Source organism: Streptomyces sp. NPDC096152, from assembly GCF_044763235.1.
Classification (GTDB): Bacteria; Actinomycetota; Actinomycetes; order Streptomycetales; family Streptomycetaceae; genus Streptomyces.
On sequence record NZ_JBIWFW010000008.1, the window covers coordinates 412,978 to 437,280 of the forward strand.

Genomic DNA, 24,303 nt, shown 5'->3' on the forward strand with positions numbered 1-24,303 from the left:
CGTGTTCTACTTCGTATACGGCGACCGCCGTCCCGCCCCGCGGCGGCCGGCGGTGCCGTGACCGCCGGCGGCCCCACGACGGCGGAGAAGTGACCGAACCGAAGAAGTGATCCACACCCCGTGCTCAACGATCTCGACGAACGCATCGTGCACGCCCTCGCCGAGGACGCCCGCCGCTCCTACGCGGACATCGGGCAGCTGGTCGGCCTGTCCGCCCCCGCCGTGAAGCGGCGCGTGGACCGGCTGCGCGCCACCGGTGCCATCACCGGCTTCACCGTCCGGGTCGACCCGGCGGCGCTCGGCTGGAAGACCGAGGGGTACGTCGAGATCTACTGCCGGCGCAACACCTCCCCGGAGACCATCCAGCGCGGCCTGGAGCGCTACCAGGAGGTGGTGTCCGCGTCCACCGTCACCGGGGACGCGGACGCGGTGGCCCAGGTCTTCGCCGCCGACATGCGGCACTTCGAACGGGTCCTGGAGCGCATCGCGGGGGAACCGTTCGTGGAGCGGACCAAGTCCGTCCTGGTGCTCTCCCCGCTGCTGCGCAGGTTCTCGTCCGGGGCGCCGACGTAGACCCGGGGGCCGAGGCGAGGCCGCGCGCCCGCCCACACTATTCCGCGGTCTTGCGGGCCAGCGTGTTGTTCCCCGTCGAGTTGTGCACGCTGAAGCTGACGGCGTCGGAGCGGTAGCGGTCGTCGGACCACTCCACCGGCCGCCCTTCCCGGGTGGTCGTCACCCTGCGCACGCGCAGCAGCGGACTCGTGCGGCGCACCCCGAGCAGTTCGGCGTCCCGGGCGCCCGCCGCCACCGCGTCGATGACGTGCTCGCCGTAGGCGAAGACCAGGCCGGTGTCCTCGTAGAGCCGCTGGGTGACGGACGGGCAGTCCGGCGGGATCGACTCGACCGCGTGGGAGATCCAGTCCGCGTACACGGTCCGCTCCAGCAGCACCGGCTCCCCGTCCAGGCCGCGCACCCGCAGGACGTGCAGCACCGGTGTCCCCTCGGGCAGGTGCAGCCGCACGGCGTCCTCCTCGCCCGCCGGGCGGTACCCCTGCGCCACCACCCGGCCCGTCGCCCGGCGGCCCATGGCCCGGGCCCACTGGGCGAAGCTGCGCAGTTCGGCGAAGCTCTGGCTGCGGCGGCTGGCCAGCACCACCCGGCGGGCGCCCTGGCGGGACCCGATCAGCCCCTCGGTGGTGAGGGCCGCGACCGCCTGGCGGACCGTGCCGCGCGAGACGCCGTACTGCGCGGCGAGCTCCGTCTCCGGCGGCAGCCGGCTCCCGACGGTGTACTCCTCACGGCCGATCGCCCGCCGCAGGGCGTCCGCGATCTCCTCGTGTCGCGCCGGCATGTTCCCCCTCCGAGTCGGCGACTGTGCGCAGCGTGAGCAGCCTAAACCAGATCCGGAGATGCCCGGGGGCCGTCCGAAGTGTGCAAGCCGAAGGCGGCCGGGGTTTCGCGGCAGTTCACGAACCGGACACCGAGGGCGGGCGTACTGGGGTCGACTTGTTCAGACAAGTTCTCCGCACTGCCTCAAACCCCCGTGTGCATCCCAGGAGAGTCCCGTGACCGTGTCCCTGCCGAGAACCGCCGTCCTGGGCGGTTCCCTCGCCGTCGTCGCCGCGCTCGCCCTGAGCGCCTGCGGTGCCGCCCCCGACAACGCGTCGACCACCGCCGACGGCAAGAGCGCCGCCACCGCCGCCTCCGCCACCGCGTTCGGCGGTATGGACGCGCTGGTTAAGGCAGCCAAGAAGGAGGGCACGCTGCACGCCATCGCGCTGCCCCGCGACTGGGCCAACTACGGAGCCCTCATCGACGGCTTCCAGAAGAAGTACGGCATCAAGGTCGAGGTGGAGAACCCCGACGGCTCCAGCCAGGACGAGATCAACGCCGTCACCTCCCGCAAGGGCCAGGACCGCGCCCCCGACGTGCTGGACCTCGGCAGCTCCTTCGCGCTCAGCGCCGCCCAGCAGGACCTGCTCGCGCCGTACAAGGTGACCGGGTACGCCGGCATCCCGGCCGCGCAGAAGGACCCGCGGGCGCGCTGGTACAACGACTACGGCGGCTACGTCTCCATCGGCTGCGACGCCAAGCGCGTCAAGCAGTGCCCCACCACCTTCAAGGACCTGCTGAAGCCGCAGTACAAGGGCCAGGTCGCCCTCAACGGCAACCCCACCAAGTCCGGCTCGGCCTTCGGCGGCGTCTACGCGGCCGCGCTGGCCAACGGCGGCTCCTTCGACGACGTCCGGCCCGGCCTGGACTTCTTCGCCAAGCTGAAGAAGAACGGCAACTACACGCCCGTCGAGTCCACCCCGGCCACCGTCGAGAAGGGCGAGACCCCGATCAGCATCGACTGGGACTACCTGAACGCCGGCTACGCCGACGAGTTCAAGTCCAAGGGCGTGGACTGGAAGGTCACCGTCCCCACCGACGGCAAGTACGCCCAGTACTACTCCCAGGCCATCACCAAGGACGCCCCGCACCCGGCGGCCGCCCGCCTGTGGCAGGAGTACCTCTACAGCGCCGAGGGCCAGAACCTGTGGCTCAAGGGCTACGCGCGCCCGGCCCTGATGGCCGCCCTGCAGAAGGACGGCACCCTCGACACCGCGGCCGCCGCCAAGCTCCCCAAGGTCTCCGGCACGCCCGTCTTCCCGGCCGAGACCCAGCAGAGCAAGGCCAAGACGGTCATCGCGCAGGGCTGGGGGAAGGCCGTCTCCGGATGACCACCGCCCTCACCCGGGTGGACGTGGCGCCCGCCGCTTCGGCGAAGCGGCGGCGCCGCGCCCCGGGCGCCCTCGCCGTCCTCCCGCTGCTCGCCTTCACCGCGATCGCCTTCGGGCTGCCCGCCCTGGCCATGCTGAACGGCGCCTTCACCGTCGAGGACCAGGCCACCGGTGCCACCACCTACAGCACCGCCAACCTGACGACCTCGCTGCACGGCGCCTACCTGACCTCCCTGCTCGGCAGCGTCAAGCTGTCCGCGATCTCCGCCGCCCTCGGCGCCGCGTTCGGCCTGCCGCTCGCGCAGGCCGTGGTGACCTCCCGTTCCCGGGCGCTGCGCGAGGCCGTGCTCACCGCCTCCGGGGTGCTCGCCAACTTCGGCGGCGTCCCGCTGGCCTTCGCCTTCGTCGCCACCCTCGGCAACGCGGGCGTGCTGACGCGGCACCTGGGTCTGACCGGGAAGGGCTGGGACCTCTACAGCTTCTGGGGCCTGGTGATCGTCTACCTGTACTTCCTGGTCCCGCTGATGGTCCTCACCATCACCCCGGCCCTGGAGGGCCTGCGCTCCCAGTGGCGGGAGGCCGCCCAGAACAACGGCGCCGGCGCCGCCCAGTACTGGCGGCACGTCGCCCTGCCGGTCCTCGCGCCGTCCCTGCTCGGAGGCCTGGTCCTCCTCTTCGGCAGCGCCTTCGCCGCGTACGCCACCGCCGCCGCCATGGTCGGCAGCTCGGTCCCGCTGGTCACCCTGCAGATCGCCGACGCCATCTCCGGCAACGTGCTGGTCGGCCAGGAGAACGTGGCGCTCGCCCTCAGCCTCGACATGGTCCTGGTCGCGGGCCTGGTCATGGCCGTGTACCTGCCCCTGCAACGACGGAGCGCGCGATGGCTCGCCTGAATCCGTGGCGAGGGACCGTGCTCGGCCTCGCCGCGCTGTACTTCCTGGTCCCGCTGGCCGCGTCCGTGGTCTTCACCGTGGAGGTCCCCGGCCGGGGCGTCACCTTCGACGCCTACTCCCAGATCCTCTCCACCGACGGCTTCGGCTCCAGCCTGCTGCTGTCGCTGGAGCTGGCCGCCGCCACCATCGCCCTGGTGCTGCTGCTGATGGTGCCCGCCGTGGTCGCGCTCCGGCTCGGCGCCCCCCGGCTGCGGCCCGTCGTCGAGGTGGTGTGCTCACTGCCGCTGGTCGTGCCCCCGATCGCCTACGTCGCCGGCATCGCGACCGTGCTCAAGTGGGGCCCCGACCACCTCTCCCGCACTCCGCTGTTCCAGACCTTCGTGGCCGTCCAGAACCCGGACTTCCCGTTCGTGCTCGTCCTCGCCTACGTCGTGATGGCGCTGCCGTTCGTGTACCGGGCCCTCGACGCCGGGCTGCGCGCCATCGACGTGCGCACGCTGGTGGAGGCGGCCCGCAGCTGCGGGGCCGGCTGGCCGCAGGCCCTCCTGCGCGCCGTGCTGCCCAACCTGCGCGGCGCCCTGCTCAACGCCGCCTTCCTCACCCTCGCGCTGGTGCTCGGCGAGTTCACCGTGGCCCAGCTGCTGGGCTTCAGGCCCTTCGCCGTGTGGATCTACGGCATCGGCGGCTCGCAGGCCCAGCTGTCCGTCGCCGTCTCCGTGCTCAGCCTGCTCGTCACCTGGGCACTGCTCCTCGCGCTCGCCGGTGCCGGCGGCCGTACCCGAACCGCTCCGTCCCGGGGATGATCATGACCGCCACTGCCCTTGAGAAGGCCGCCGAGACCCAGGCCGCCACCGTCGAGTTCCGCGGCCTGCGCCGGGAGTTCGGCTCCACCGTCGCCCTCGACGGGCTCGACCTGACCGTGCGGCCGGGGGAGTTCCTCGCGCTGCTCGGCCCCTCCGGCTGCGGCAAGACCACCGCGCTGCGGATGCTCGCCGGGTTCGAACACCCCGACTCCGGCGAGGTGCTGGTGGACGGCGCGGACGTCACCCGCGTCCCGGCCCACCGACGCGACGCCGGGATGGTCTTCCAGTCGTACAGCCTCTTCCCGCATCTGAGCGCCCTGGACAACGTCGCCTTCGGGCTGCGGATGCGCAAGGTCCGCACCACCGAACGGCGCGCCCGCGCGGCGGAGTTGCTGGACCTGGTCGGGCTCGCCGAGAAGGGCGACCGCTACCCGCACCAGCTCTCCGGCGGCCAGCAGCAGCGCATCGCGCTGGCCCGGGCGCTCGCCCTGCGTCCGCGCGTCCTGCTGCTCGACGAGCCGCTGTCCGCCCTCGACGCCAAGGTCCGGCTGAACCTGCGCGAGGAGATCCGCAGGCTCCAGCAGGAGCTCGGCATCACCACCCTGTTCGTGACCCACGACCAGGAGGAGGCGCTGTCGGTCGCCGACCGGGTCGCCGTCATGCGCGCCGGCCGGCTCGAACAGTGCGCCGCCCCCGCCGAGTTGTACGGCCGGCCCGCCACCCCCTTCGTCGCCGAGTTCGTCGGCACCATGAGCCGGATCCCGGGCCGGCGGGCGGGGGACACCGTCGAGGTGCTCGGCCGCCGGCTGCCGGTCGACGGCCCGGCGCCGGAGGCCGGCGAGGTGGACGTGCTCGTACGGCCCGAGTCGGTCCGGGTACGGGCGGACGAGGACGGCGAGGCACGGGTCGTCGCCACCGCCTTCCTCGGCGCGGCCGTCCGGATCACCGTCCGGCTCGCCGACGGCTCCGAGGTGAAGGCGGACCTGCCCGCCCACGAGGCCGCCGGGCTCGCCGCCGGCGCCCCGGTGCACGTGTCGCTGCCGGACCGGCCCGTCCTGGTGGCGGAACGCACCCCCCGGCCGTGACCGCGGACCGGCCGTGACCCCCGACTCCGGAAAGAGAGAGACGTGACCCCCCACCCCCGGCTCCCGCTCCAGGCCGTGCTGTTCGACATGGACGGCACGCTCGTCGACACCGAGCGACTGTGGTGGGAGGCGGTGGAGCACGTCGCCGGGCGCCCGCTGACCGAGGCGGACCAGCCGGAGGTGCTCGGCCGGGCCGTCGAGGACACGGCGCGGTGGCTCGGCGCGGCCACGGGCGCCCCGGCCGGCCCCCTCGCGCGGGAACTGCACCGGGAGTTCGTCTCCCGCGTCCGCACCGGCGTCGTGCCGCGCCCCGGCGCCCTCGCCCTGCTCGACGCCCTCGCCCACGACGGCGTCCCCCTCGCCCTGGTGACCGCGTCCCCGCGCGCCGTCGCCGACACCGTGCTCGAAGCCCTCGGCCCCGGCCGGTTCGCGGCCTCCGTCACCGCCGACGACACCGAACGCACCAAGCCCGCCCCCGACCCCTACCTCGCCGCGTGCCGTGCCCTCGGCGTGGACCCGGCGGCCTGCGTGGCCGTCGAGGACACCCGGACCGGCGTCCGCTCCGCCGAGGCGGCCGGGTGCGCGGTGCTGGCCGTGCCCTCCCTCGCCCCGATCGAGGCGGCACCCGGCCGGACCGTGCGCCCGAGCCTGGCCGGGGTCACCCCGGAGAAGCTGAGCGCGCTGGTCCCCGTCGAACTGCGCGTCATGAGCTGGAACCTGTGGCTCGGCGGCGCCGAGGTGGACGACCACCGGGCCAAGCAGCTCAAGGCGATCCTGGAGAGCGGCGCCGACGTCGTCGGCCTGCAGGAGACCGGCGGCACCGCGGCCGGGGAACTGGCCGAGGCCCTCGGCTGGTACCACCACCGGGCCGGCGAGAACCTCGGAGTCATCAGCCGCCACCCGGTCACCGCCCGCCTCGGCGACCCGGACGTCGGCTTCTACGGCGCCGCCGGGGTCCGTGTCGCCGTCGCCCCGGGCCGCGAGGTCGACATCTGGACGGCCCACCTGCACTACACGCCCTACGGTCCCTACGAGGCCGCCTTCGACGGGCTCCCGGCGGCCGAGCTGATCGCCCACGAGGAGGTACGGCTCGCCCAGATGCGGGACACGCTGCGGCGCATCGCCGGCGAGGGGGACCCCGCCGTGCCGGTCGTCCTGGCCGGCGACTTCAACTGCCCCTCGCACCTCGACCGGCCCGACGTGGCATGGCCGGTGACGCGGGCCGCCGAGGAGGCGGGCCTGCGCGACTCCTACCGGGAGGCCCACCCGGACCCGATGGCCGACCCGGGCCACACCTGGTCGCCCGTCCACCCGGTGCACGAGGACGGCAGCGGGCGCCCCGAACCGCAGGACCGCATCGACTACGTCCTGCACCGCGGCCTGACGGTGCGTGACGCGCGGACGTTCGTCAGCGGCGTCCCGCGCCCCTGGCCGGACGTCGCCGCCAACGACTGGCCCTCGGACCACGCGGCCGTGATCACCACCTTCGCCGTGCCCGGCCCCGCGTGAGCGGGGACCGCCGGGGGTGACCCGCGCGGGCCCCGGCCGCTCGCGTGGACCGTCCCCTCGGGCCCGCCGGGGCGGCGGACCGGGGAGGGAAGGACGGGCCGGCACCGATCAGCGGGCGACGCGGGCGAGGGGGTTCCCGGGGAGGCCGGAGCGGGGGAGGGGGCCGTCGGCGAGGGTGCGCAACGAATCGCCGCCGGGTCCCGGTGGGACGCAACGATCCGCTCACCGGCGTGCAACGGCTCCCGCTTGTCGGCCCCAGCCCGCCGACCGTACGGTCTAACCGACCCCCGAACCCCTCCGTCACCGGTGAGGACCACGCATGCGCACCGCCCTGTTGCAGAGCTCCGGCCGCCCCGGCTCCGTCGTCGAGAACCTCAAGGTCCTCGACGAGGCCGCGGGCCGCGCCGCCGCCGCGGGCGCCGGGCTGCTGGTCGCGCCGGAGATGTTCCTGACCGGGTACGCCATCGGGGAAGGCGTCGGCCGCCTTGCCGAGCCCGCCGACGGCGAATCCGCGGACGCGGTCGCGTGGGTCGCCTCCCGGCACGGCCTCGCCGTCGCCTACGGCTACCCGGAGCGCGACGGCGAGGCCGTCTTCAACTCCGCCCAGCTGATCTCCGCCGACGGCACCCGGCTTGCGAACTACCGCAAGACCCACCTCTTCGGCGGCTTCGAGCGCGCCCACTTCGCACCGGGCGACCGGCCGGTCGTACAGGCCGAAATCGGCGGCCTGACCGTGGGCCTGATGATCTGCTACGACGTGGAGTTCCCGGAGAACGTCCGCGCGCACGCCCTGGCCGGCACCGACCTCCTCCTGGTCCCGACGGCCCAGATGCACCCGTTCCAGTTCGTCGCCGAGTCCGTCGTCCCGGTGCGCGCCTTCGAGAACCAGATGTACGTCGCGTACGTCAACCGGGCCGGCACGGAGGGCGAGTTCGAGTTCGTCGGCCTGTCCACCCTCGCCGGACCCGACGGCGTCGCCCGGACCCGCGCGGGCCGCGCCGAGCAGCTCGTCCTCGCCGACGCCGACCCGGCCTTCCTCGCCGCCTCCCGCGAGGCCAACCCGTACCTGAAGGACCGCCGCCCCGGCCTCTACGGCTCGCTGATCTGACCCCGCGGCCCCGCGGCCCGTCGGCCTTCCCCGACCTCCTCCCACCCCCCCCAGAACACCCTTTCGCGCAAGGAGTCCGTGCCCCATGACGTCCACCGTGCCCAACGCCGTCGAGCACGCCGACGGGCAGCAGCCGCCGATCACGATGTTCGGCCCGGACTTCCCCTACGCCTATGACGACTTCCTCGCCCACCCCGCGGGCCTCGGCCAGATCCCGGCGACCGAGCACGGCACCGAGGTGGCGGTCGTCGGCGGCGGCCTGTCCGGCATCGTCGCCGCCTACGAGCTGATGAAGATGGGCCTCAAGCCCGTCGTCTACGAGGCCGACCGGATCGGCGGCCGGCTGCGCACCGTCGGCTTCGAGGGCTGCGACCCCTCCATGACCGCCGAGATGGGCGCCATGCGCTTCCCGCCGTCCTCCACGGCCCTGCAGCACTACATCGACCTGGTCGGGCTTCAGACGCGGCCCTTCCCCAACCCCCTCGCCGAGACGACCCCGTCGACGGTCGTCGACCTCAAGGGCGAGACCCACTACGCCGAGACGATCGACGACCTGCCGCAGGTCTACCGGGACGTGGCGGCCGCCTGGAACCGGTGCCTGGAGGAGGGCGCGGACTTCTCCGACATGAACCGCGCCATGCGGGAGCGGGACGTCCCGCGCATCCGCGAGATCTGGTCGAAGCTGGTCGAGAAGCTCGACAACCAGACCTTCTACGGCTTCCTCTGCGACTCCGAGGCCTTCACGTCCTTCCGGCACCGCGAGATCTTCGGCCAGGTCGGCTTCGGCACCGGCGGCTGGGACACCGACTTCCCCAACTCCATCCTGGAGATCCTGCGCGTCGTCTACACCGAGGCCGACGACCACCACCGCGGCATCGTCGGCGGTTCCCAGCAGCTGCCGCTCCGGCTGTGGGAGCGCGAGCCGGAGAAGGTCGTCCACTGGCCCTACGGCACCTCGCTGAAGTCGCTGCACGTGAACGGCGAGCCCCGCCCGGCCGTGACCCGGCTGCACCGCACCGCGGGCAACCGGATCACCGTGACGGACGCGAACGGCGACGTCCGCACCTACCCGGCGGTGATCTTCACCGCCCAGTCGTGGATGCTGCTGTCGAAGATCGACTGTGACGACTCGCTCTTCCCGATCGACCACTGGACGGCCATCGAGCGGACCCACTACATGGAGTCCAGCAAGCTCTTCGTGCCGGTCGACCGGCCTTTCTGGCTCGACAAGGCCGTCGACGACAGGGGCAATCCCACGGGCCGGGACGTCATGTCGATGACGCTCACCGACCGCATGACCCGCGGCACCTACCTCCTCGACGACGGCCCGGACAGGCCCGCCGTCATCTGCCTCTCCTACACCTGGTGCGACGACAGCCTGAAGTGGCTGCCGCTGTCCGCGAACGAGCGGATGGAGGTCATGCTGAAGTCGCTCGGCGAGATCTACCCGAAGGTCGACATCAGGAAGCACGTCATCGGCAACCCGGTGACCGTCTCCTGGGAGAACGAGCCCTACTTCATGGGCGCGTTCAAGGCCAACCTGCCCGGCCACTACCGCTACCAGCGGCGCCTGTTCACGCACTTCGTGCAGGACCGGCTGCCCGAGGACAAGCGGGGCGTCTTCCTCGCCGGCGACGACATCTCCTGGACGGCGGGCTGGGCCGAGGGAGCCGTCCAGACCGCGCTGAACGCGGTCTGGGGCGTCATGCACCAGTTCGGCGGCGAGACCGACCCGGGCAACCCCGGCCCGGGCGACGTCTACGACGAGATCGCGCCCGTCGAACTTCCCGAGGACTGAGCCCCGTTCCCAGGGGCCGGGTCACACTCCGGCCGCCCGCGCCGTCTCGTAGACCTCCGCGGCGACGTCCTTCAACTCCCCGGCGTCGCGCGCGGAGCTCTGCAGGTCGACCAGGATCTCCTCCAGGCCGATCCCGGCGTACGCGACGAGATCCCCGACGATCTGGTCGGCGCTGCCCTGGAAGGGGCGCCGGCCGGGGCCGTCGTAGGGCTTGGCCGTGTGCGCCGCGTTCACCCGGAGGACCGTCCGGATCGGCTCACGGCGGCCGCGCTCGGCGGCGAGGTCGCGCAACGCCCGCCACTGGGAGGCGACCTGCTCGACACCCATGCCGAGCGGCAGCCAGCCGTCGGCGCGGTCCACGAGCCGGCGCCACGCCCTCGGCGTGCTCGCCGCCAGCAGAATGGGGATCGGCCGGGCGGGCTTGGGGCCGACCGCCGCCGAGTCGATCCGCGTGAGCGGGCCGACGTGCCGCACCGGGTCCGGACCCCACACGGCGCGGCAGACGTCGATCACCTCGTCCAGCACCCGGCCGCGCTCCTCGATCGGCCGGATTCCCGAGGCCGCGTACTCGTCGAGGGACCAGCCGGTGCCCAGGCCCGCGATCACCCGGCCGCCGCTCGCCGCGTCCAGCGAGGCGAGGGCCTTGGCGAGCTGGAAGGGCATGTGCAGGGGCGCCACCAGCACGCTGCTGCCCAGCCGGACCCGCTCGGTGACCGCGGCGGCGAGGGTCAGCGTGACCAGCGGGTCGGCCACGTGGCGGTAGGACTCCGGCCAGGGGAGGCCCTCGACGCCGTACAGCCCCTGGGCGGCCGGCTCGGGGAACAGGGCCCGCTCGTACACCCACAGGCTGTCGTAGCCGATCCGCTCCGCGGTCCGGGCCACGTCCGGCACGTCCCGGCCGAGGTCGTACTGCCGGTTCTGGGGAAGACCGAGTCCCAGACGGGTCGCCATGACGGTGTGCTCCTTCGCGATCGCCGGTGTCCGGGCGGCCAACACAACCCGGGCGAGGGGAGGTTCCGGGTGGACCGCCCGGATGTGTCCGGATCAGTCCGGCAGGGGCGTGAGCAGCATGCGTCCGGCGAGGCCCACCGCCGCGTCCAGCCGTTCGGTGAACTCCCCGGCCACATCGGGGAGCCGGCGCAGCGCCCACAGGGCTCGCGCCGCCGACCAGGTGGCCTCCCGGGCCTTCTCCAGGCTCCACGCGCCGAGCAGGTGAGTGAGCGGGTCGGCGATCTGGAGCAGGTCGGGGCCCGGCATCAGATCCTCGCGGACGCGTTCCTCCAGGGAGACGAGGAGGTCGCCCACCCGGTCGAAGTCGTCCTCCAGGGCGGCCGGTTCGCAGCCGAGCGCGCGGCAGGCGTCGACGACGGCGAGCGCCAGGTCGTGGCCGATGTGCGCGTTGATGCCGGCCAGTGCGAACTGCAGCGGCCGTACGCCCGGATGCCGGCGGAACTGGAACAGCGGACGCCAGCAGGCCGGCGGGCGGCCCTCGCCGTCCGCCGCGTCCACGGCGGCGAGGTACCGCCGCGCGAACCGGACGTCCAGCGTGGCCGCCGCCCGCGCGTCGGCGAACCGCCCCGCGGCCAGGCGCCGTCCGACCTCCTCGGTCACGGCGAGGTAGACGCGGTTGAACACCGCGAGCCCGTCTCGCTCCGGGAGAGCGGCGTCCAGGGCGCGCATCCGGGCGACGACCGCGTCCACGGTGTCCACGTCATGGGTGAGTTGTGCCGATTGCCCCATGGGGGCAGGGTCCCAGTCCCGGCCCGGTCCGGGGGCCGACGGGCCCGGCGCTTCCCCAGATCGGGGGAACGCCGCCGTCACGCGGGCGAGTGAACGTCCGGCCCGGAGGGGAACGGGCCGTGAAGCAGGGGGGAGCGGCAGCGTGCCCGGATCACGTGCCCGGTCCACGTGCGCCGGGCGGTGGTCAGCGGGGGCGGTGCCCGGCGTCGGTGTCGGCCCCGGTCGTCTCGGTCGCCCCGGCGGCCTCGGCCGCCTCGTCGTAGGAGGACGTGCCCTCGTCCAGCAGCGGCTCCTGCGGCTTGAGGTGGGCCGGAGCGAACGCCCGCAGCGCGTGGTAGCCGGTGATGACGACCAGAGTGCCGAGCGCGATGCCACTGAGCGAGAAGGTGTCGGTGAACTTCATGGTGACGTTGCCGACGCCGATGATGATGCCCGCCGCGGCCGGCACCAGGTTCAGCGGGTTGCGCAGGTCCACCCGGGCGTTGGTCCAGATCTGCGCGCCGAGCAGGCCGATCATGCCGTAGAGGATCACGGTGATCCCGCCGAGCACACCGCCGGGGATCGCGGCCACCACCGCGCCGAACTTGGGGCAGACGCCGAACAGCAGCGCGAAGGCGGCTGCGGCCCAGTAGGCGGCGGTCGAGTAGACGCGGGTCGCGGCCATCACACCGATGTTCTCCGAGTACGTGGTGTTGGGCGGGCCGCCCACGGCCGTGGACAGCACCGAGGCGACGCCGTCCGCCGAGATGGCGGTGCCCAGCTTGTCGTCGAGCTTCTCGCCGGTCATCTCGCCGACCGCCTTGACGTGGCCGGCGTTCTCCGCGACCAGGGCGATGACCACGGGCAGCGCCACCAGGACCGCCGACCACTGGAAGGACGGCCCGTGGAAGGAGGGCAGCCCGATCCAGTCGGCCTTGCCGACGCCGGAGAGGTCCAGACGCCAGTGGTCGGTGAGCTTGCCGCTCGCGTCCACTGAGTGGATCTTGCCGAGGACGCGGTCGAAGACCCAGGAGATGCCGTAGCCGAAGGCCAGGCCGAGGAAGATCGCGATCCGGGACCAGAAGCCGCGCAGGCCGACGATGGCCAGCCCGGTGAACAGCATCACCAGCAGGGCCGTCCACTGGTCCTGCGGCCAGTAGGTCGAGGCGGTCACCGGGGCGAGGTTGAAGCCGATCAGCATCACGACCGCGCCGGTGACGATCGGCGGCATCGCGGCATGGATGATCCGCGCCCCGAACCGCTGCACGGCGAGGCCCACCAGGAACAGCGCGACGCCGACGACGAGGACCGCGCCGGTCACGGTCGCGCTCGTGCCGCCCTGCGCCCGGATGACCGCCGCGACGCCGACGAAGGACAGCGAGCAGCCCAGGTAGCTGGGCACCCGGCCGCGGGTGGCGAGCAGGAAGATCACGGTCGCCACGCCGGACATCATGATCGCGAGGTTGGGGTCCAGGCCCATGAGCACGGGGGCGACGAAGGACGCGCCGAACATGGCCACGACGTGCTGGGCGCCGAGTCCGACCGTGCGGGGCCAGGAGAGCCGTTCGTCGGGCCGCACCACCGCTCCGGGTGCGGGCGTCCGCCCGTCACCGTGCAGCTTCCAGCGCACGCCGAGGTCCATGGTGGGGTTTCGCTTTCTCTGTACCTGAAGACTGTCCGGTCCATTGTCAGGGGTACCTGGCAGTCCTCCGCACCCGAGGTCCTCCCTGTGGACCGTGTTCACGGATGCGATCCGCCGGCCCGGCCGGGGCAGGGGTCCCGCGCGGGAAGGGGCGCTGAGCGTCCGCTTAGGATGGAGCCGTCCCACCGCTCGACCGCGATGTCCCTGGAGTCCCGCCGTGACCGCCGAAGCCCCGACCGCCCCCGCCCCGTCGTACGGCCGGCTCGTCCCGGTCGCCGTCCACTTCGACGACCTGGACGCCCTCGGACTGCTGCACAACGCCCGCTACCCCCTGATGGTCGAGCGGGCCTGGGCCGAGCTGTGGCGGGAGCACGGCTTCCACTTCGAGGGCGACTGGGTGGCCGCCGGTGACGCCTGCAACGCGGTCAAGGAACTGCGGATCACCTACGAGGCTCCGGTGACCCGGCCGGGCGCGTACGCCGTCCATCTGTGGCTGGAGCGGCTCGGCACGACCGGGCTGACGTACAGCTTCCGCTTCTGCTCGGCGGACGGCGCGGTGACCTACGCGCACGGCACTCGGGTCCTGGTCCGGCTGGACGCGAAGACCCTGCGGCCCGCGCCGTGGAGCGAGACGTTCAGGACCGCGGGTCGGGAACTGCTGCGGGCTGCGGACTGACCTTCGGCCGGTCCCGGTCGCCCGCCCGCAGCACCCCGGCGAAGGCCGCGAGCCCGCAGGCCAGCACGGTCACCAGACCGAACGACACCACCAGGCTGGTGGCCTGGGCCAGGCCACCGATCGCGCTCGGCGCGACCAGTCCGGAGGTGTACGTGATGGTCGCCACACCGGCGATCGCCTGGCTGGGATTCGGCCCGCTGCGGCCCGCCGCCGCGAAGCACAGCGGCACGACCACCGCGATGCCGAGGCCCATCAGCGCGAACCCGGTCATCGCCACCGCCGGACGGCCACCGGCGACGATCAGCAGGCCGCCGAGGACGGCCAGCACACCGCTCGCGCGCACCGTGCGCACCGAGCCGAAGCGGTCCACCACGCGGTCGCCCGCGATCCGGGCGACGGCCATGGTCAGCGTGAAGCCCGTGGTGCACGCCGCCGCGAGGCCGGCGGAGGTCCCCAGCCGGTCCCGCAGAAACACCGCCGACCAGTCCAGGCTGGCGCCCTCCGCGAACACCGCGCAGAACCCGATCGCCCCGATCAGCAGTGCCGACCTCGGCGGCAGCGCGAACCGCGGCGGCGGCTCCTCGTCCTCGGCCGGCTGCAGGTCGAGCACCCAGGCGCAGGCTCCCACGCCCACCACGGTCAGCACGACGGCCGCCAGGACGTGGTGCAGCCGGGCGTCCGCGCCGAGGTGCGCGGCCAGCGTGCCGGCCGCGGAGCCGATCAGCGCGCCCGTGCTCCACATGCCGTGCAGCCCGGACATGATCGACCGGCCGAGCCGGTTCTCGACCTCCACGCCGAGGGCGTTCATCGCGACGTCGGCCATTCCCGCCGTGCCGCCGAAGACGAACAGGGCCAGGCACAGAGTGAGGAGGTTCGGGGCGAGGGACGGCAGGACCAGGGCGAGCGTCCACAGGGCGATCAGCCCGCGCAGGGCGTTGCGGGCGCCGAAGCGGTGGCTGATCCCGCCCGCGAGCGGCATCGCGAGCGACGCGCCGAGCGCGGGGAACGCCAGCGCGAGGCCCAGCTGGCCCGCGCCGACCCCGGCGTGGTCCTGGATCCACGGCACGCGGGTGGCGAACGAACCGGTGACGGCACCGTGCACGGCGAAGACGGCCCCCACGGCGTACCGGGCGCGCCTCACCTGGCGTTGTCCGTAGACCACTGCGCTCATTCTCGGGCCCCTCCCCGGCTGGCTCTGTCTCCCCACTGTGCCGCCGTAAACTATCAGGGACCCTGCCTGATAGATAGGGCGCCTACGGCCGTCCGTCCGCCGGCGGCGCGGCCCCGCAGATCTGGGAGGATTCCCGGCATGCCCGCATCCCCGAGCACCGCCCGGGCCATCAACGACCGGCTCGCCCTGCGGCTGATGCAGCGGGAAGGGCCGTTGACGGCAGGGCAGTTGAAGCAGCTCACCGGCCTGTCCCGGCCGACCGTCGCCGACCTCGTCGAACGCCTCACGGCCTCCGGCCTGGTCACCGTCGTCGGCGAGTCGGGAGAACAGCGGCGGGGCCCGAACGCTCGCCTGTACGGGATCGTCGCCGACCGAGCCCACCTGGCCGCGCTGGACGTCCGCACCGAGAGCGTCTCCGTGACCGTGTCCGACCTGCTCGGCCGGGTGCTCGCCGAGGCGTCCGTACCGATCGGCGGGGACACGGGCACGGGTGCCGCGGTGCAGCGGGCGGTGGTCCTGGTGGAGCGTACGGCCGCGGAGGCCGGTGTGGCGGGAGTGCCACCGGGGGAGTCCGGTCCGGGGCGGGGGAGCCTGCACACGGTCGGCATCGGCGCGCCGGGCCTGATCGACCCGGTGTCCGGCGAACTCCGGGACTCCACCGGCCTGCCCGAATGGCACCGCCGGCTGGTGGCCGCGCTGCAGGAGAGGCTTCCGCGGGCCCGCGTCATCGTCGAGAACGAGACCAACCTCGCCGCCGTGGCCGAGCAGCGCGAAGGGGCCGCCCGGGACCGGGACACCTTCGTCCTGCTCTGGCTCGGCCACGGCACGGGCGCGGCCGTCGTCCTGGACGGCGCGCTGCGCCGCGGCGCCTCCGGCGGCACCGGCGAGATCGGCTTCCTCCCGGTACCGGGCACGGCCACCCTGCCGTCCGCGACGGACTGCGGGGGCGGCTTCCACTCGTTGGCGGGCTCGGCGGCGGTCGTGGAACTGGCGGCGCGGTTCGGACTGGTGGGTGAGCCCGGGCCGGCTCAGCCCGGACGGGGGCGCAACTCCGGGCAGATGGAGCCGGCGGCGCTGGGACTCGGGGCGCCGGGACTCGGAGGGGCGGAGTCGGGGGTGGCCGTGCCCGGGCGGGCCGAGCCCGGGTCTGCGGAGTCCCTGCGGACGGCGGAGTCCGGCCCTGATGCGGCCGGGGACGGGCCTGTCACCGGAACCGGGGCCGGCAGGGACGGGGCCGAAGCCGTGTCGGGAGCGGGAGCCGCCTCCGGATTCGGGCCGGAGCCGGTCGCCGCGGAGGTGGTGCGCGGGGCGGTCGCGGCGGTTGCCGCGGAGGCGGCCGCGAGCGGATCCGGCCGGTCCGCCCCGGGCGCCGGCCCGACCGCCTTGGGAGCCGGACCGTCTGCCCCGGATGTCACCACGTCCGTCTTGCGTCCCGGGCTGTCCGCCCCGGGTGTCGCCCCGTCTGCGCCGGCTGCCGATCCGTCCGTCCGGGGCGCCGGCCCGTCCGCCCGGAGTGCCGGCCCGGAGGGCCCGGCTGCCCGCGCGGCCGGTCCCGCCGGTTCCTCGCCGGACCCCGGCGACCTGGACCTGGCGGCCCGGGCCGACCGCTTTCTCGACGCGCTCGCCGACCGGCTGGCGATCGGGGCCGCGTCGGTCGTGGCCCTGCTGGACCCCGGATGCGTGGTCCTGGGCGGTGAGGTGGGGCAGGCCGGCGGGGAGGTGCTCGCCGCGCGCGTGGCGGAACGGCTGCGCCGGATGTCCCCCCTGCCGACCGAGGTACGGCCCGCCGTTCTGGGCGGAGGCGCCGTACTGCGCGGGGCCCTGCTGACCGCCCGGGACCACGCCCAGGACGACCTCTTCACCCCGCCGGACCGCTGACGCCGGGCACGGCCCGCCCCGGCGCGGCCCACATGCGGGCGGCCGTCGCCTCACCGCGCGCGGGCGGCCGGTTCGGCCAGTCGCGTACGGGCCGCCGCAAGGCCACCACCCGCCGGCGCCCGTCACGCCACCACCACCCGTTCAGGCCCCGCGCCCGCCCCCGAAGCGCTCCACGAGGTGTTCCTCGAACGTGCGCTTGCCGACCGCGTTGCCCGGGGTCAGATGGCCGCCGCCGCGGAAGCCCCGGTACGTGCGGCCCGGCAGTGGCACGTTCAGGACCCGGCGCCGCCGCCCCGTGGCCTTCAGGTATGCCCGGGCCAGCGACTCGAAGGAGCGCACCTCGGGCCCGCCCAGGTCCGCCACCCGCCCCGCCGGCGCCCCCACCGCCAGTTCGGCCAGCCGTTCCGCGACCTCCGCCGCCTCGACCGGCTGGTCGCGCACCCCCGCCGGAAGCAGCACGACCGGCGGCTTGGCCAGCACCCCGAACAGCGTCACCAGCAGATCGTGGAACTGGGTGGCGCGCAGCACCGTCCAGCCCAGCCCCGACTCCTCGATCAGCTTCTCCACGGCGAGCTTGGACCGGTAGTAGCCGTACGGCACCCGGTCGACGCCCACGATGGAGATGTAGACGAGATGCCCCACCCCCGCCTTCCGCGCCGCCGCGATCAGATGCCCGGCCGCCTCCTCGTCGCCGCCCCGTGGCGAGCTCGCGCAGTGCACGACCGTGTCCACGCCCGCGACGGCCGTGTCCAGCGCGGGCCCGCCCGCGCGCAGGTCGACGGCGTACGGCGGGGTGTGCCGGCTGAGCACCCGCACCTCGTGCCCGTCCGCGCGCAGCCGCTCGACGACGAGCCGGCCGAGCGTGCCGGTGCCGCCGGTCACCAGGATCGTGGTCATGCTGTTCTGTCCCTTCGCGTGCCGGCGCCCCCCGGACGGAGCGCCCACCGCCCACTGAGACCGGGCAGCCCCGCGCCGTGTGACAGCCCGACGTCAGCGCGCCGGCTGACGTCGTACGAAGTCCAGCTTGTCCGGGTTCACCACGGCCCGCACCTGCGCGACGAGCCCGTCCCGCAGCGTGAAGGAGACGACCCCGGCCAGGGTCTCGCCCGCCCACGCCGCGAGCCCTGGCGCGCCGTTGACCTCGGCCACCGTGAAGTCCAGCCCCGCCGCGAACCGCCCGCCGCCGGTCAGCAGGCGGACGACCTTCTCGCGCCCCTCGATCGGCCGCCGCGCCGCGGACACCCCGCCGCCGCCGTCGCCCCACCACGTCACTTCGGCCGCGAGCAGCTTCTCCAGACCGGCCAGGTCACCGCCGCGGGCCGCCGCGAGGAACGAGGCGAGCAGCTCCTCCTGCCGCTCGGGAGCGGGCTGGAAGCGGGCGCCCGGATCGCCCACCCGCCGCACCGCCCGCCGGTACAGCTGACGGCAGTTGACCTCGGTCAGTCCCAGCACCCCGGCGATCTCCCGGTGCGGGTAGGCGAACGCCTCCCGGAGCACGTACACCGCCCGCTCGGCCGGGGTGAGCCGCTCCAGCAGCACCAGCACGGCCATGGACACCGCGTCACGCTGCTCGGCCGACTCCAGGGGGCCGAGCGCGCCGTCGGAGGTGAGCACGGGCTCCGGCAGCCAGGGCCCGGCGTAGCGCTCGCGCCGGGCCCTGGCCGAAGCCAGCCGGTTGAGGCAGAGGTTGGTGACGACCTTGGCGAGCCAGGCCGCCGGGTGCTCCACCGCCGGCCGGTCGGCGCCGAGGTAGCGCAGACAGGCGTCCTGGACCGTGTCCTCGGCCTCGTGGGCGGACCCGAGCATCCGGTAGGCCAGGCCGAACAGGCGCGTCCGGTGCTGCTCGAACTCCTCGGCGGTCGTCATGAGTTCACCCTGTCAGACGGGTCGTACCAGGACGGGACCCCGGCTGGTCCGTACCTGTTGACCGTTCTGGTCTAGTCCTCTTAGGGTCGAGTCCGGCCGGCCCGGGTCCGGGCGCCCGCGCAGACCGGTCCGGCGGCGGTGACGACGGCCCTTGCCCGCCGCCGGGCCGCCGGCCCGCGAGGGGCGGGCGCCACGGTCTGTGAGGCACTGCACACCGATCGTCTGTCGGGACCTCGATCAGGCGTGGCACACTGGCCCTGTACCAGTAGCAGCGCACTCCGGGGTCGGTGAAAGTCCGAACCGGCGGTTACAGTCCGCGACCCGGTCGCTTCCAGCGGCCGGTTGACCAGGTGAAATTCCTGGACCGACGGTTAAAGTCCGGATGGGAGGCAGTGCGCGGCGAGCGAGCACGCACACGTGCGCGCCGCCGACTACGGGCTCGCCCTCGCGGGCGGATCCCGTCCGGCGTCGTACCCGGTGTCCTCGCTCGTACCTTCTGTCGTCATCGACAGCCCCGGAGTCCGTGCCCGAAGAGGCAGGAGGACCCGGGAAGTGTTCACCGGAATCGTCGAAGAGCTGGGCGAAGTCACCGCCGTGGAGGACCTCGGCGACGCCGCCCGCTTCCGGCTCCGCGGCCCTGTCGTGACCGAAGGCGCGCGGCACGGCGACTCCATCGCCGTGAACGGGGTCTGTCTCACCGTCGTCGAGCACGAGGGCGAGGAGTTCACCGCCGACGTCATGGCGGAGACCCTGAAGCGCTCCAGCCTGGGCGTCCTGGCCGTCGGCTCCCGCGTCAACCTCGAACGCCCCACCGCCGTCGGCGCGCGCCTGGGCGGCCACATCGTGCAGGGACACGTCGACGGCACCGGCACGATCCTGGAGCGCACCCCCTCCGAGCACTGGGAGATCGTCAGGATCTCGCTCCCCGCGGACCTCGCGCGCTACGTCGTCGAGAAGGGCTCCATCACCGTCGACGGCATCAGCCTCACCGTCGTCGAGGCCGGCCCCGACTACTTCACCGTGAGCCTCATCCCCACCACCCTCGCCCTGACCACTCTCGGCCTCAAGCAGAGCGGCGACCCGGTCAACCTCGAGGTGGACGTCGTCGCCAAGTACGTCGAGCGGCTGCTCGCCCATCAGGGGGCCACCAAGTGAACTGGCTCAACTCGGAGGCCTTCACCCTCCTCGGCCAGCACATCAAGTGGTCGGACATGATCGGCAACGTCATCGGCCTGATCGCCCTGGCGTTCGGCTGGCGGCGCTCCCTGTGGAGCTGGCCCACCCAGTTCCTCTCCGGCCTCGTCCTCTTCGCCGCCTTCGCCACCGCCCACCTCTCGGGCAGCGCGGGCAAGCAGATCGTCGTCATGGCGGTCGCGGTCTACGGCTGGTGGCAGTGGAACCGCGGCAAGGACCGGGCGGCGGACGGCCACATCGCCGTACGGTTCGCCACCTGGCGGGAGCGGGCCGCCCTGCTCGCCGCCGCCGCCGTCGGCACGGTCGCGGTCGCGAGCCTGTTCCAGGCGTACCCGTCGCTGTCCTGGGACCCCTGGCCGGACGCGTACATCTTCGTCGGCACCGTCGTCGCCATGTACGCCCAGGCGCGCGGCATGGTCGAGTTCTGGTTCGCCTGGCTGCTCGTCGACGTCGTCGGCGTCCCGCTGAACTTCACCAACGGCTTCGCCTTCTCCGGCTTCGTCTACGTCATCTACGGCGCACTCGTCCTGTGGGGCATGCGCGACTGGTGGCTGCGCTCCCGCAGGGAAGCGCGGCCCGTCCTGGAAGGAGCGCCGGCATGACCGCCCACCCGTCTCCCACCACCACCCCAACCGAGGCTCCCCCAGAGCAGAAGGCCTGGGGGGACCCCCCTCGCGCCGCCTCTCAGATCCCACCGATCCTGTACAGCACGGACGGCATCGAGGACTTCGCGCTCGACCCGATCGAGCAGGCCGTCGCGGACATCGCGGCCGGCCGCCCGGTCGTGGTCGTCGACGACGAGGACCGCGAGAACGAGGGCGACCTCGTCATCGCCGCAGAGAAGGCGACCGAGGAGATCGTCGCCTTCATGATGAGCGAGTGCCGCGGCCTGATCTGCGCCCCGATGGAGGGCCCGGAGCTCGACCGGCTGAAGCTGCCGCAGATGGTCGACGACAACACCGAGTCGATGAAGACCGCCTTCACCGTCTCCGTCGACGCCTCCGCCGCGCACGGCGTCACCACCGGCATCTCCGCCTCCGACCGCGCCACCACGCTCCAGCTGCTGGCGAGCGGCACGGCCGAGCCCACCGACCTCGTCCGCCCGGGCCACGTCTTCCCGCTGCGCGCCAGGCCCGGCGGCGTCCTGGTCCGCAACGGCCACACCGAGGCCGCCGTCGACCTGGCCCGGCTCGCCGGACTGCGCCCGGCCGGCGCGATCGTGGAGATCGCCGGCGAGGACGGCCGGATGCTGCGCCTGCCCGAGCTGATCCCCTTCGCCCGCAAGCACGGCCTGACGATCATCTCCATCGAGGACCTGATCGCCTACCGGCGCTCCAGCGAGCCCACGGTCCGCCGTGAGGCCGAGGTCCACCTGCCCACCGCCCACGGCACCTTCACGGCCCACGGCTACCGGTCCACGGTCGACGGCGTCGAGCATGTCGCCCTGGTGCACGGCGACATCGGCGACGGCGAGGACGTCCTGGTCCGGATCCACTCCGAGTGCCTCACCGGCGACGTCTTCGGATCCCAGCGCTGCGACTGCGGCCCCCAGCTCGACGCCTCCCTGGAGCGCATCCAGAGCGAGGGCCGGGGAGTGGTGGTCTACCTGCGCGGCCACGAGGGGCGCGGCATCGGCCTGATGTCCAAGCTGCGCGCCTACGAGCTCCAGGAGCGCGGCCGGGACACCCTCGACGCCAACCTGGAACTCGGTCTGCCCGCCGACGCCCGCGACTACGGCGCCGGCGCGCAGATCCTGCAGGACCTCGGGGTGCGCAGCGTCCGCCTGATGACCAACAACCCCGACAAGAGCGACGCGCTCGTCCGCCACGGCCTGCAGGTCACCGGACGCGAGCCGATGCCCGTCCAGGTGGGCGAGCACAACCTCCGCTACCTGCGCACCAAGCGGGACCGGATGGGGCACGACCTGCCCTGGCTGGACACGACGGCCGTGTCCAGCTGCGGCAACCAGTAAGCAGAGAGCACCGAGGAGACACGTGAGCGGCAAGGGCGCACCGGAACTGTCCGTACGGAACGTCGGGGACCTCAGGGTCGCCGTCGTCGCGGCACAGTGGCACGAGAAGGTGATGGACGGGCTGGTGGACGGCGCGCTGCGCGCCCTGCACGAGCTGGGGATCGACGAGCCGACCCTGCTCAGGGTGCCCGGCAGCTTCGAGCTGCCGGTGGTCGCCAAGGTCCTCGCGGGCCGCGGCTACGACGCGATCGTCGCCCTCGGCGTCGTCATCCGCGGCGGCACCCCCCACTTCGACTACGTGTGCCAGGGCGTCACCCAGGGCCTGACCCAGGTGTCGGTGGAGACCGGCGTCCCCGTCGGCTTCGGCGTGCTCACCTGCGACACCGAGGAGCAGGCCCTGGACCGGGCCGGGATCGAGGGCTCCCGCGAGGACAAGGGCCACGAGGCGGTGACGGCGGCGGTGGCGACGGCCGCCACACTGCGTTCGGTATCCGAACCCTGGCGCTGAGGAGTCGCCCGGACCGCGTAGGGTGGGGACCACCATGTCCAAGAAGACGTTCGAGGAGCTCTTCACCGAGCTCCAGCACAAGGCCGCACACGGCGACCCCGCCTCCTCCCGCACCGCCGAACTGGTCGGCAAGGGGGTCCATGCCATCGGCAAGAAGGTCGTCGAAGAGGCCGCAGAGGTCTGGATGGCCGCCGAGTACGAGGGCAAGGAGGCGGCCGCCGAGGAGATCTCGCAGCTCCTCTACCACGTCCAGGTCATGATGGTCGCCCGGGGCATCTCCCTGGACGACGTCTACGCCCACCTCTGAGCACCATCCCGCACACCGCCGTACGCACACCACGCAAAGGAAGCCGACCTCATGCTGCGCATCGCCGTCCCCAACAAGGGTTCACTCTCCGGCCCTGCGGCGGAGATGCTGCATGAGGCCGGCTACCAGCAGCGCCGCGAGTCCAAGGAACTGCGCATCGTCGACCCGGGGAACGAGGTGGAGTTCTTCTACCTCCGCCCCCGCGACATCGCGATCTACGTCTCCTCCGGCCGCCTCGACATCGGCATCACCGGCCGCGACCTGCTGATCGACTCCGGCGCCAACGCCGAGGAGATCCTGCCCCTCGGCTTCGCCCGCTCGACCTTCCGCTACGCCTCCAAGCCCGGCACGGCCGACGGAGTGACGGACCTCAACGGCAAGACGGTCGCCACCTCCTACGAGGGCATCGTCGCCAAGCACCTCGCCGACAGCGGCATCGACGCCTCCGTCGTCCACCTCGACGGCGCCGTCGAGACCGCCATCGAGCTCGGCGTCGCCGAGATCATCGCGGACGTCGTGGAGACCGGCACCTCGCTGCGCAACGCGGGCCTGGAGGTCTTCGGCGAGCCGATCATGAAGTCCGAGGCGATCGTCGTCCGCCGCACCGGCGCGGACGCCGGGGAGCCCAAGGTCCAGCAGTTCCTGCGCCGCCTCCAGGGTGTCCTGGTGGCCCGGACCTACGTGATGATGGACTACGACTGCCGGGTCGAGCAGCTGGAGAAGGCCGTCGCGCTGACCCCCGGCCTGGAGTCCCCGACCGTCTCCCCGCTGCACAACGAGGGCTGGGTCGCCGTGCGCGCCATGGTCCCGGCCAAGGAGGCCCAGCGGATCATGGACGACCTGTACGCGATCGGCGCCCGGGCCATCCTGACCACGGCGATTCACGCCTGCCGCCTCTGAGGGGGCACACAGAGATGTCCGATCTGCCCGCACTCCCGGTCACCTTCCGGCCGGGCCGCACCCGCGCGGTGCTGCTCACCGCGGCAGTCGCGATCTTCGCGGTCATCACGGCCGTCGCGCTGCTGCTGGAGCGGCTCGGCCCCGGCGAGCGCCTCAGCTTCGTCCTCACCGGCGCGCTCCTGTCGGGCGTGCTGCTGAGGCTCGCCCGGCCGAAGGTGGTCGCCGACGAGACCGGCGTCACCGTCGTCAACATCGTCTCCCGGCGGCACCTGGAATGGGCGGAGATCCTTCAGGTGAACCTGCGCCAGGGCGACCCCTGGGTCTTCCTCAATCTCAGCGACGGCACCAGCCTGCCCGCACTCGGCATCCAGCCGGGCATCGCCAGGCAGCGCGCCGTCGCCGACGCGCGGACCCTGCGCGCACTGGTCGAGGCGCGTTCCATCCAGGATCCCGAGCACTCCTCCGGGGAAGCTCAGAGCTGACCGGGTGACGTCCACCCTGCCGCATCGGCCGGGGTCTTGATTAATCTGGTGACGGAGGCGTTTTTCGCT

The 24,303-nt window shown here is 73.3% G+C and carries 23 protein-coding genes, 2 pseudogenes and 1 riboswitch; of the genes and pseudogenes, 18 read left to right on the forward strand and 7 right to left on the reverse strand.

Annotated elements, in window-relative coordinates:
* Window positions 1-120: 120 nt before the first annotated feature.
* A complete protein-coding gene (locus ACIQ9G_RS27760; RefSeq protein WP_356185153.1) occupies window positions 121-573 on the forward strand; it encodes an Lrp/AsnC family transcriptional regulator in 453 nt (150 codons plus the stop codon).
* Window positions 574-610: 37 nt separating this feature from the next.
* Here the strand turns inward: ACIQ9G_RS27760 and ACIQ9G_RS27765 are convergent, their stop codons facing one another.
* Window positions 611-1,351 (reverse strand): GntR family transcriptional regulator, encoded by a 741-nt coding sequence (locus ACIQ9G_RS27765; protein ID WP_403614652.1) that lies wholly within the window; start codon window positions 1,349-1,351, stop codon window positions 611-613.
* Between the two features lie 214 nt (window positions 1,352-1,565).
* Here ACIQ9G_RS27765 and ACIQ9G_RS27770 point away from each other — a divergent pair, with 214 nt between their 5' ends.
* The 7 genes from ACIQ9G_RS27770 (at window position 1,566) to ACIQ9G_RS27800 (ending at window position 9,919) form a co-directional block, all read left to right on the forward strand.
* Complete coding sequence (locus ACIQ9G_RS27770; protein WP_403614656.1) at window positions 1,566-2,723, forward strand: ABC transporter substrate-binding protein; 1,158 nt, start codon at window positions 1,566-1,568, stop codon at window positions 2,721-2,723.
* Window positions 2,720-3,616 (forward strand): ABC transporter permease, encoded by an 897-nt coding sequence (locus tag ACIQ9G_RS27775; protein ID WP_403614659.1) that lies wholly within the window; start codon window positions 2,720-2,722, stop codon window positions 3,614-3,616. The genes ACIQ9G_RS27770 and ACIQ9G_RS27775 overlap by 4 nt, the downstream gene beginning before the upstream one ends.
* Entirely contained in the window at window positions 3,604-4,419 is an 816-nt protein-coding gene (locus ACIQ9G_RS27780; RefSeq protein WP_403614661.1) for an ABC transporter permease, read from the forward strand. The genes ACIQ9G_RS27775 and ACIQ9G_RS27780 overlap by 13 nt, the downstream gene beginning before the upstream one ends.
* Before the next feature lie 2 nt (window positions 4,420-4,421).
* A complete protein-coding gene (locus ACIQ9G_RS27785; RefSeq protein ID WP_403614664.1) occupies window positions 4,422-5,504 on the forward strand; it encodes an ABC transporter ATP-binding protein in 1,083 nt (360 codons plus the stop codon).
* A 42-nt stretch (window positions 5,505-5,546) separates the two neighbouring features.
* Window positions 5,547-7,013, forward strand: coding sequence for an HAD-IA family hydrolase (locus tag ACIQ9G_RS27790; RefSeq protein WP_403614666.1), 1,467 nt, complete (start codon window positions 5,547-5,549; stop codon window positions 7,011-7,013).
* Between the two features lie 319 nt (window positions 7,014-7,332).
* A complete protein-coding gene (locus tag ACIQ9G_RS27795; protein WP_403614669.1) occupies window positions 7,333-8,121 on the forward strand; it encodes a carbon-nitrogen hydrolase family protein in 789 nt (262 codons plus the stop codon).
* A gap of 85 nt (window positions 8,122-8,206) precedes the next feature.
* Window positions 8,207-9,919, forward strand: coding sequence for a flavin monoamine oxidase family protein (locus ACIQ9G_RS27800; RefSeq protein ID WP_403614672.1), 1,713 nt, complete (start codon window positions 8,207-8,209; stop codon window positions 9,917-9,919).
* 21 nt (window positions 9,920-9,940) lie between these two features.
* Here ACIQ9G_RS27800 and ACIQ9G_RS27805 read toward each other — a convergent pair whose 3' ends face one another.
* The 3 genes from ACIQ9G_RS27805 to ACIQ9G_RS27815 all read right to left on the reverse strand — a co-directional run bounded on the left by ACIQ9G_RS27805 (window position 9,941) and on the right by ACIQ9G_RS27815 (window position 13,280).
* Complete coding sequence (locus ACIQ9G_RS27805) at window positions 9,941-10,870, reverse strand: LLM class F420-dependent oxidoreductase (RefSeq protein WP_403614675.1); 930 nt, start codon at window positions 10,868-10,870, stop codon at window positions 9,941-9,943.
* A gap of 93 nt (window positions 10,871-10,963) precedes the next feature.
* Complete coding sequence (locus ACIQ9G_RS27810) at window positions 10,964-11,659, reverse strand: DUF5995 family protein (protein ID WP_403614677.1); 696 nt, start codon at window positions 11,657-11,659, stop codon at window positions 10,964-10,966.
* Between the two features lie 184 nt (window positions 11,660-11,843).
* Window positions 11,844-13,280, reverse strand: coding sequence for a uracil-xanthine permease family protein (locus tag ACIQ9G_RS27815; protein ID WP_403614679.1), 1,437 nt, complete (start codon window positions 13,278-13,280; stop codon window positions 11,844-11,846).
* A gap of 217 nt (window positions 13,281-13,497) precedes the next feature.
* Here ACIQ9G_RS27815 and ACIQ9G_RS27820 point away from each other — a divergent pair, with 217 nt between their 5' ends.
* Window positions 13,498-13,956, forward strand: coding sequence for an acyl-CoA thioesterase (locus tag ACIQ9G_RS27820; RefSeq protein WP_403614681.1), 459 nt, complete (start codon window positions 13,498-13,500; stop codon window positions 13,954-13,956).
* On the opposite strand, the gene ACIQ9G_RS27825 is transcribed toward ACIQ9G_RS27820, so the two are convergent.
* A complete protein-coding gene (locus tag ACIQ9G_RS27825) occupies window positions 13,916-15,127 on the reverse strand; it encodes an MFS transporter (RefSeq protein WP_403614683.1) in 1,212 nt (403 codons plus the stop codon). The two genes, ACIQ9G_RS27820 and ACIQ9G_RS27825, sit on opposite strands and share 41 nt — an antisense overlap.
* Window positions 15,128-15,265: 138 nt before the next feature.
* On the opposite strand from ACIQ9G_RS27825, the pseudogene ACIQ9G_RS27830 reads away from it, so the two are divergent.
* Window positions 15,266-16,141: pseudogene (locus tag ACIQ9G_RS27830) on the forward strand (ROK family transcriptional regulator); the annotation flags it as partial.
* 594 nt (window positions 16,142-16,735) lie between these two features.
* Window positions 16,736-17,005: pseudogene (locus tag ACIQ9G_RS27835) on the forward strand (ROK family protein); the annotation flags it as partial.
* A gap of 141 nt (window positions 17,006-17,146) precedes the next feature.
* Here ACIQ9G_RS27835 and ACIQ9G_RS27840 read toward each other — a convergent pair.
* Window positions 17,147-17,902 (reverse strand): SDR family oxidoreductase, encoded by a 756-nt coding sequence (locus tag ACIQ9G_RS27840; protein ID WP_403614685.1) that lies wholly within the window; start codon window positions 17,900-17,902, stop codon window positions 17,147-17,149.
* A 93-nt stretch (window positions 17,903-17,995) separates the two neighbouring features.
* A complete protein-coding gene (locus tag ACIQ9G_RS27845; RefSeq protein WP_403614688.1) occupies window positions 17,996-18,871 on the reverse strand; it encodes an RNA polymerase sigma-70 factor in 876 nt (291 codons plus the stop codon).
* Between the two features lie 269 nt (window positions 18,872-19,140).
* Window positions 19,141-19,271, forward strand: a riboswitch (FMN riboswitch).
* A 152-nt stretch (window positions 19,272-19,423) separates the two neighbouring features.
* Between ACIQ9G_RS27845 and ACIQ9G_RS27850 the strand changes: the two genes are divergently transcribed.
* From ACIQ9G_RS27850 to ACIQ9G_RS27880, 7 genes are read left to right on the forward strand one after another with little or no spacing between them, the layout of a single operon-like run.
* Window positions 19,424-20,026 (forward strand): riboflavin synthase, encoded by a 603-nt coding sequence (locus tag ACIQ9G_RS27850; protein WP_403614691.1) that lies wholly within the window; start codon window positions 19,424-19,426, stop codon window positions 20,024-20,026.
* Window positions 20,023-20,667: a nicotinamide riboside transporter PnuC gene (gene pnuC, locus ACIQ9G_RS27855; protein WP_403614693.1), complete on the forward strand. Its 645-nt coding sequence runs from the start codon at window positions 20,023-20,025 to the stop codon at window positions 20,665-20,667. The genes ACIQ9G_RS27850 and pnuC overlap by 4 nt, the downstream gene beginning before the upstream one ends.
* Window positions 20,664-22,037, forward strand: coding sequence for a bifunctional 3,4-dihydroxy-2-butanone-4-phosphate synthase/GTP cyclohydrolase II (locus ACIQ9G_RS27860; protein WP_403614696.1), 1,374 nt, complete (start codon window positions 20,664-20,666; stop codon window positions 22,035-22,037). Before pnuC ends, ACIQ9G_RS27860 begins: the two co-directional genes overlap by 4 nt.
* A gap of 22 nt (window positions 22,038-22,059) precedes the next feature.
* On the forward strand, window positions 22,060-22,545 hold the full coding sequence (gene ribH, locus ACIQ9G_RS27865) for a 6,7-dimethyl-8-ribityllumazine synthase (RefSeq protein WP_402433127.1): 486 nt from the start codon (window positions 22,060-22,062) through the stop codon (window positions 22,543-22,545).
* A 34-nt stretch (window positions 22,546-22,579) separates the two neighbouring features.
* On the forward strand, window positions 22,580-22,852 hold the full coding sequence (locus ACIQ9G_RS27870) for a phosphoribosyl-ATP diphosphatase (protein ID WP_028423093.1): 273 nt from the start codon (window positions 22,580-22,582) through the stop codon (window positions 22,850-22,852).
* 51 nt (window positions 22,853-22,903) lie between these two features.
* Entirely contained in the window at window positions 22,904-23,752 is an 849-nt protein-coding gene (gene hisG, locus ACIQ9G_RS27875; protein ID WP_403614699.1) for an ATP phosphoribosyltransferase, read from the forward strand.
* Between the two features lie 14 nt (window positions 23,753-23,766).
* Window positions 23,767-24,234 (forward strand): PH domain-containing protein, encoded by a 468-nt coding sequence (locus ACIQ9G_RS27880; protein WP_403614702.1) that lies wholly within the window; start codon window positions 23,767-23,769, stop codon window positions 24,232-24,234.
* Window positions 24,235-24,303: the final 69 nt, after the last annotated feature.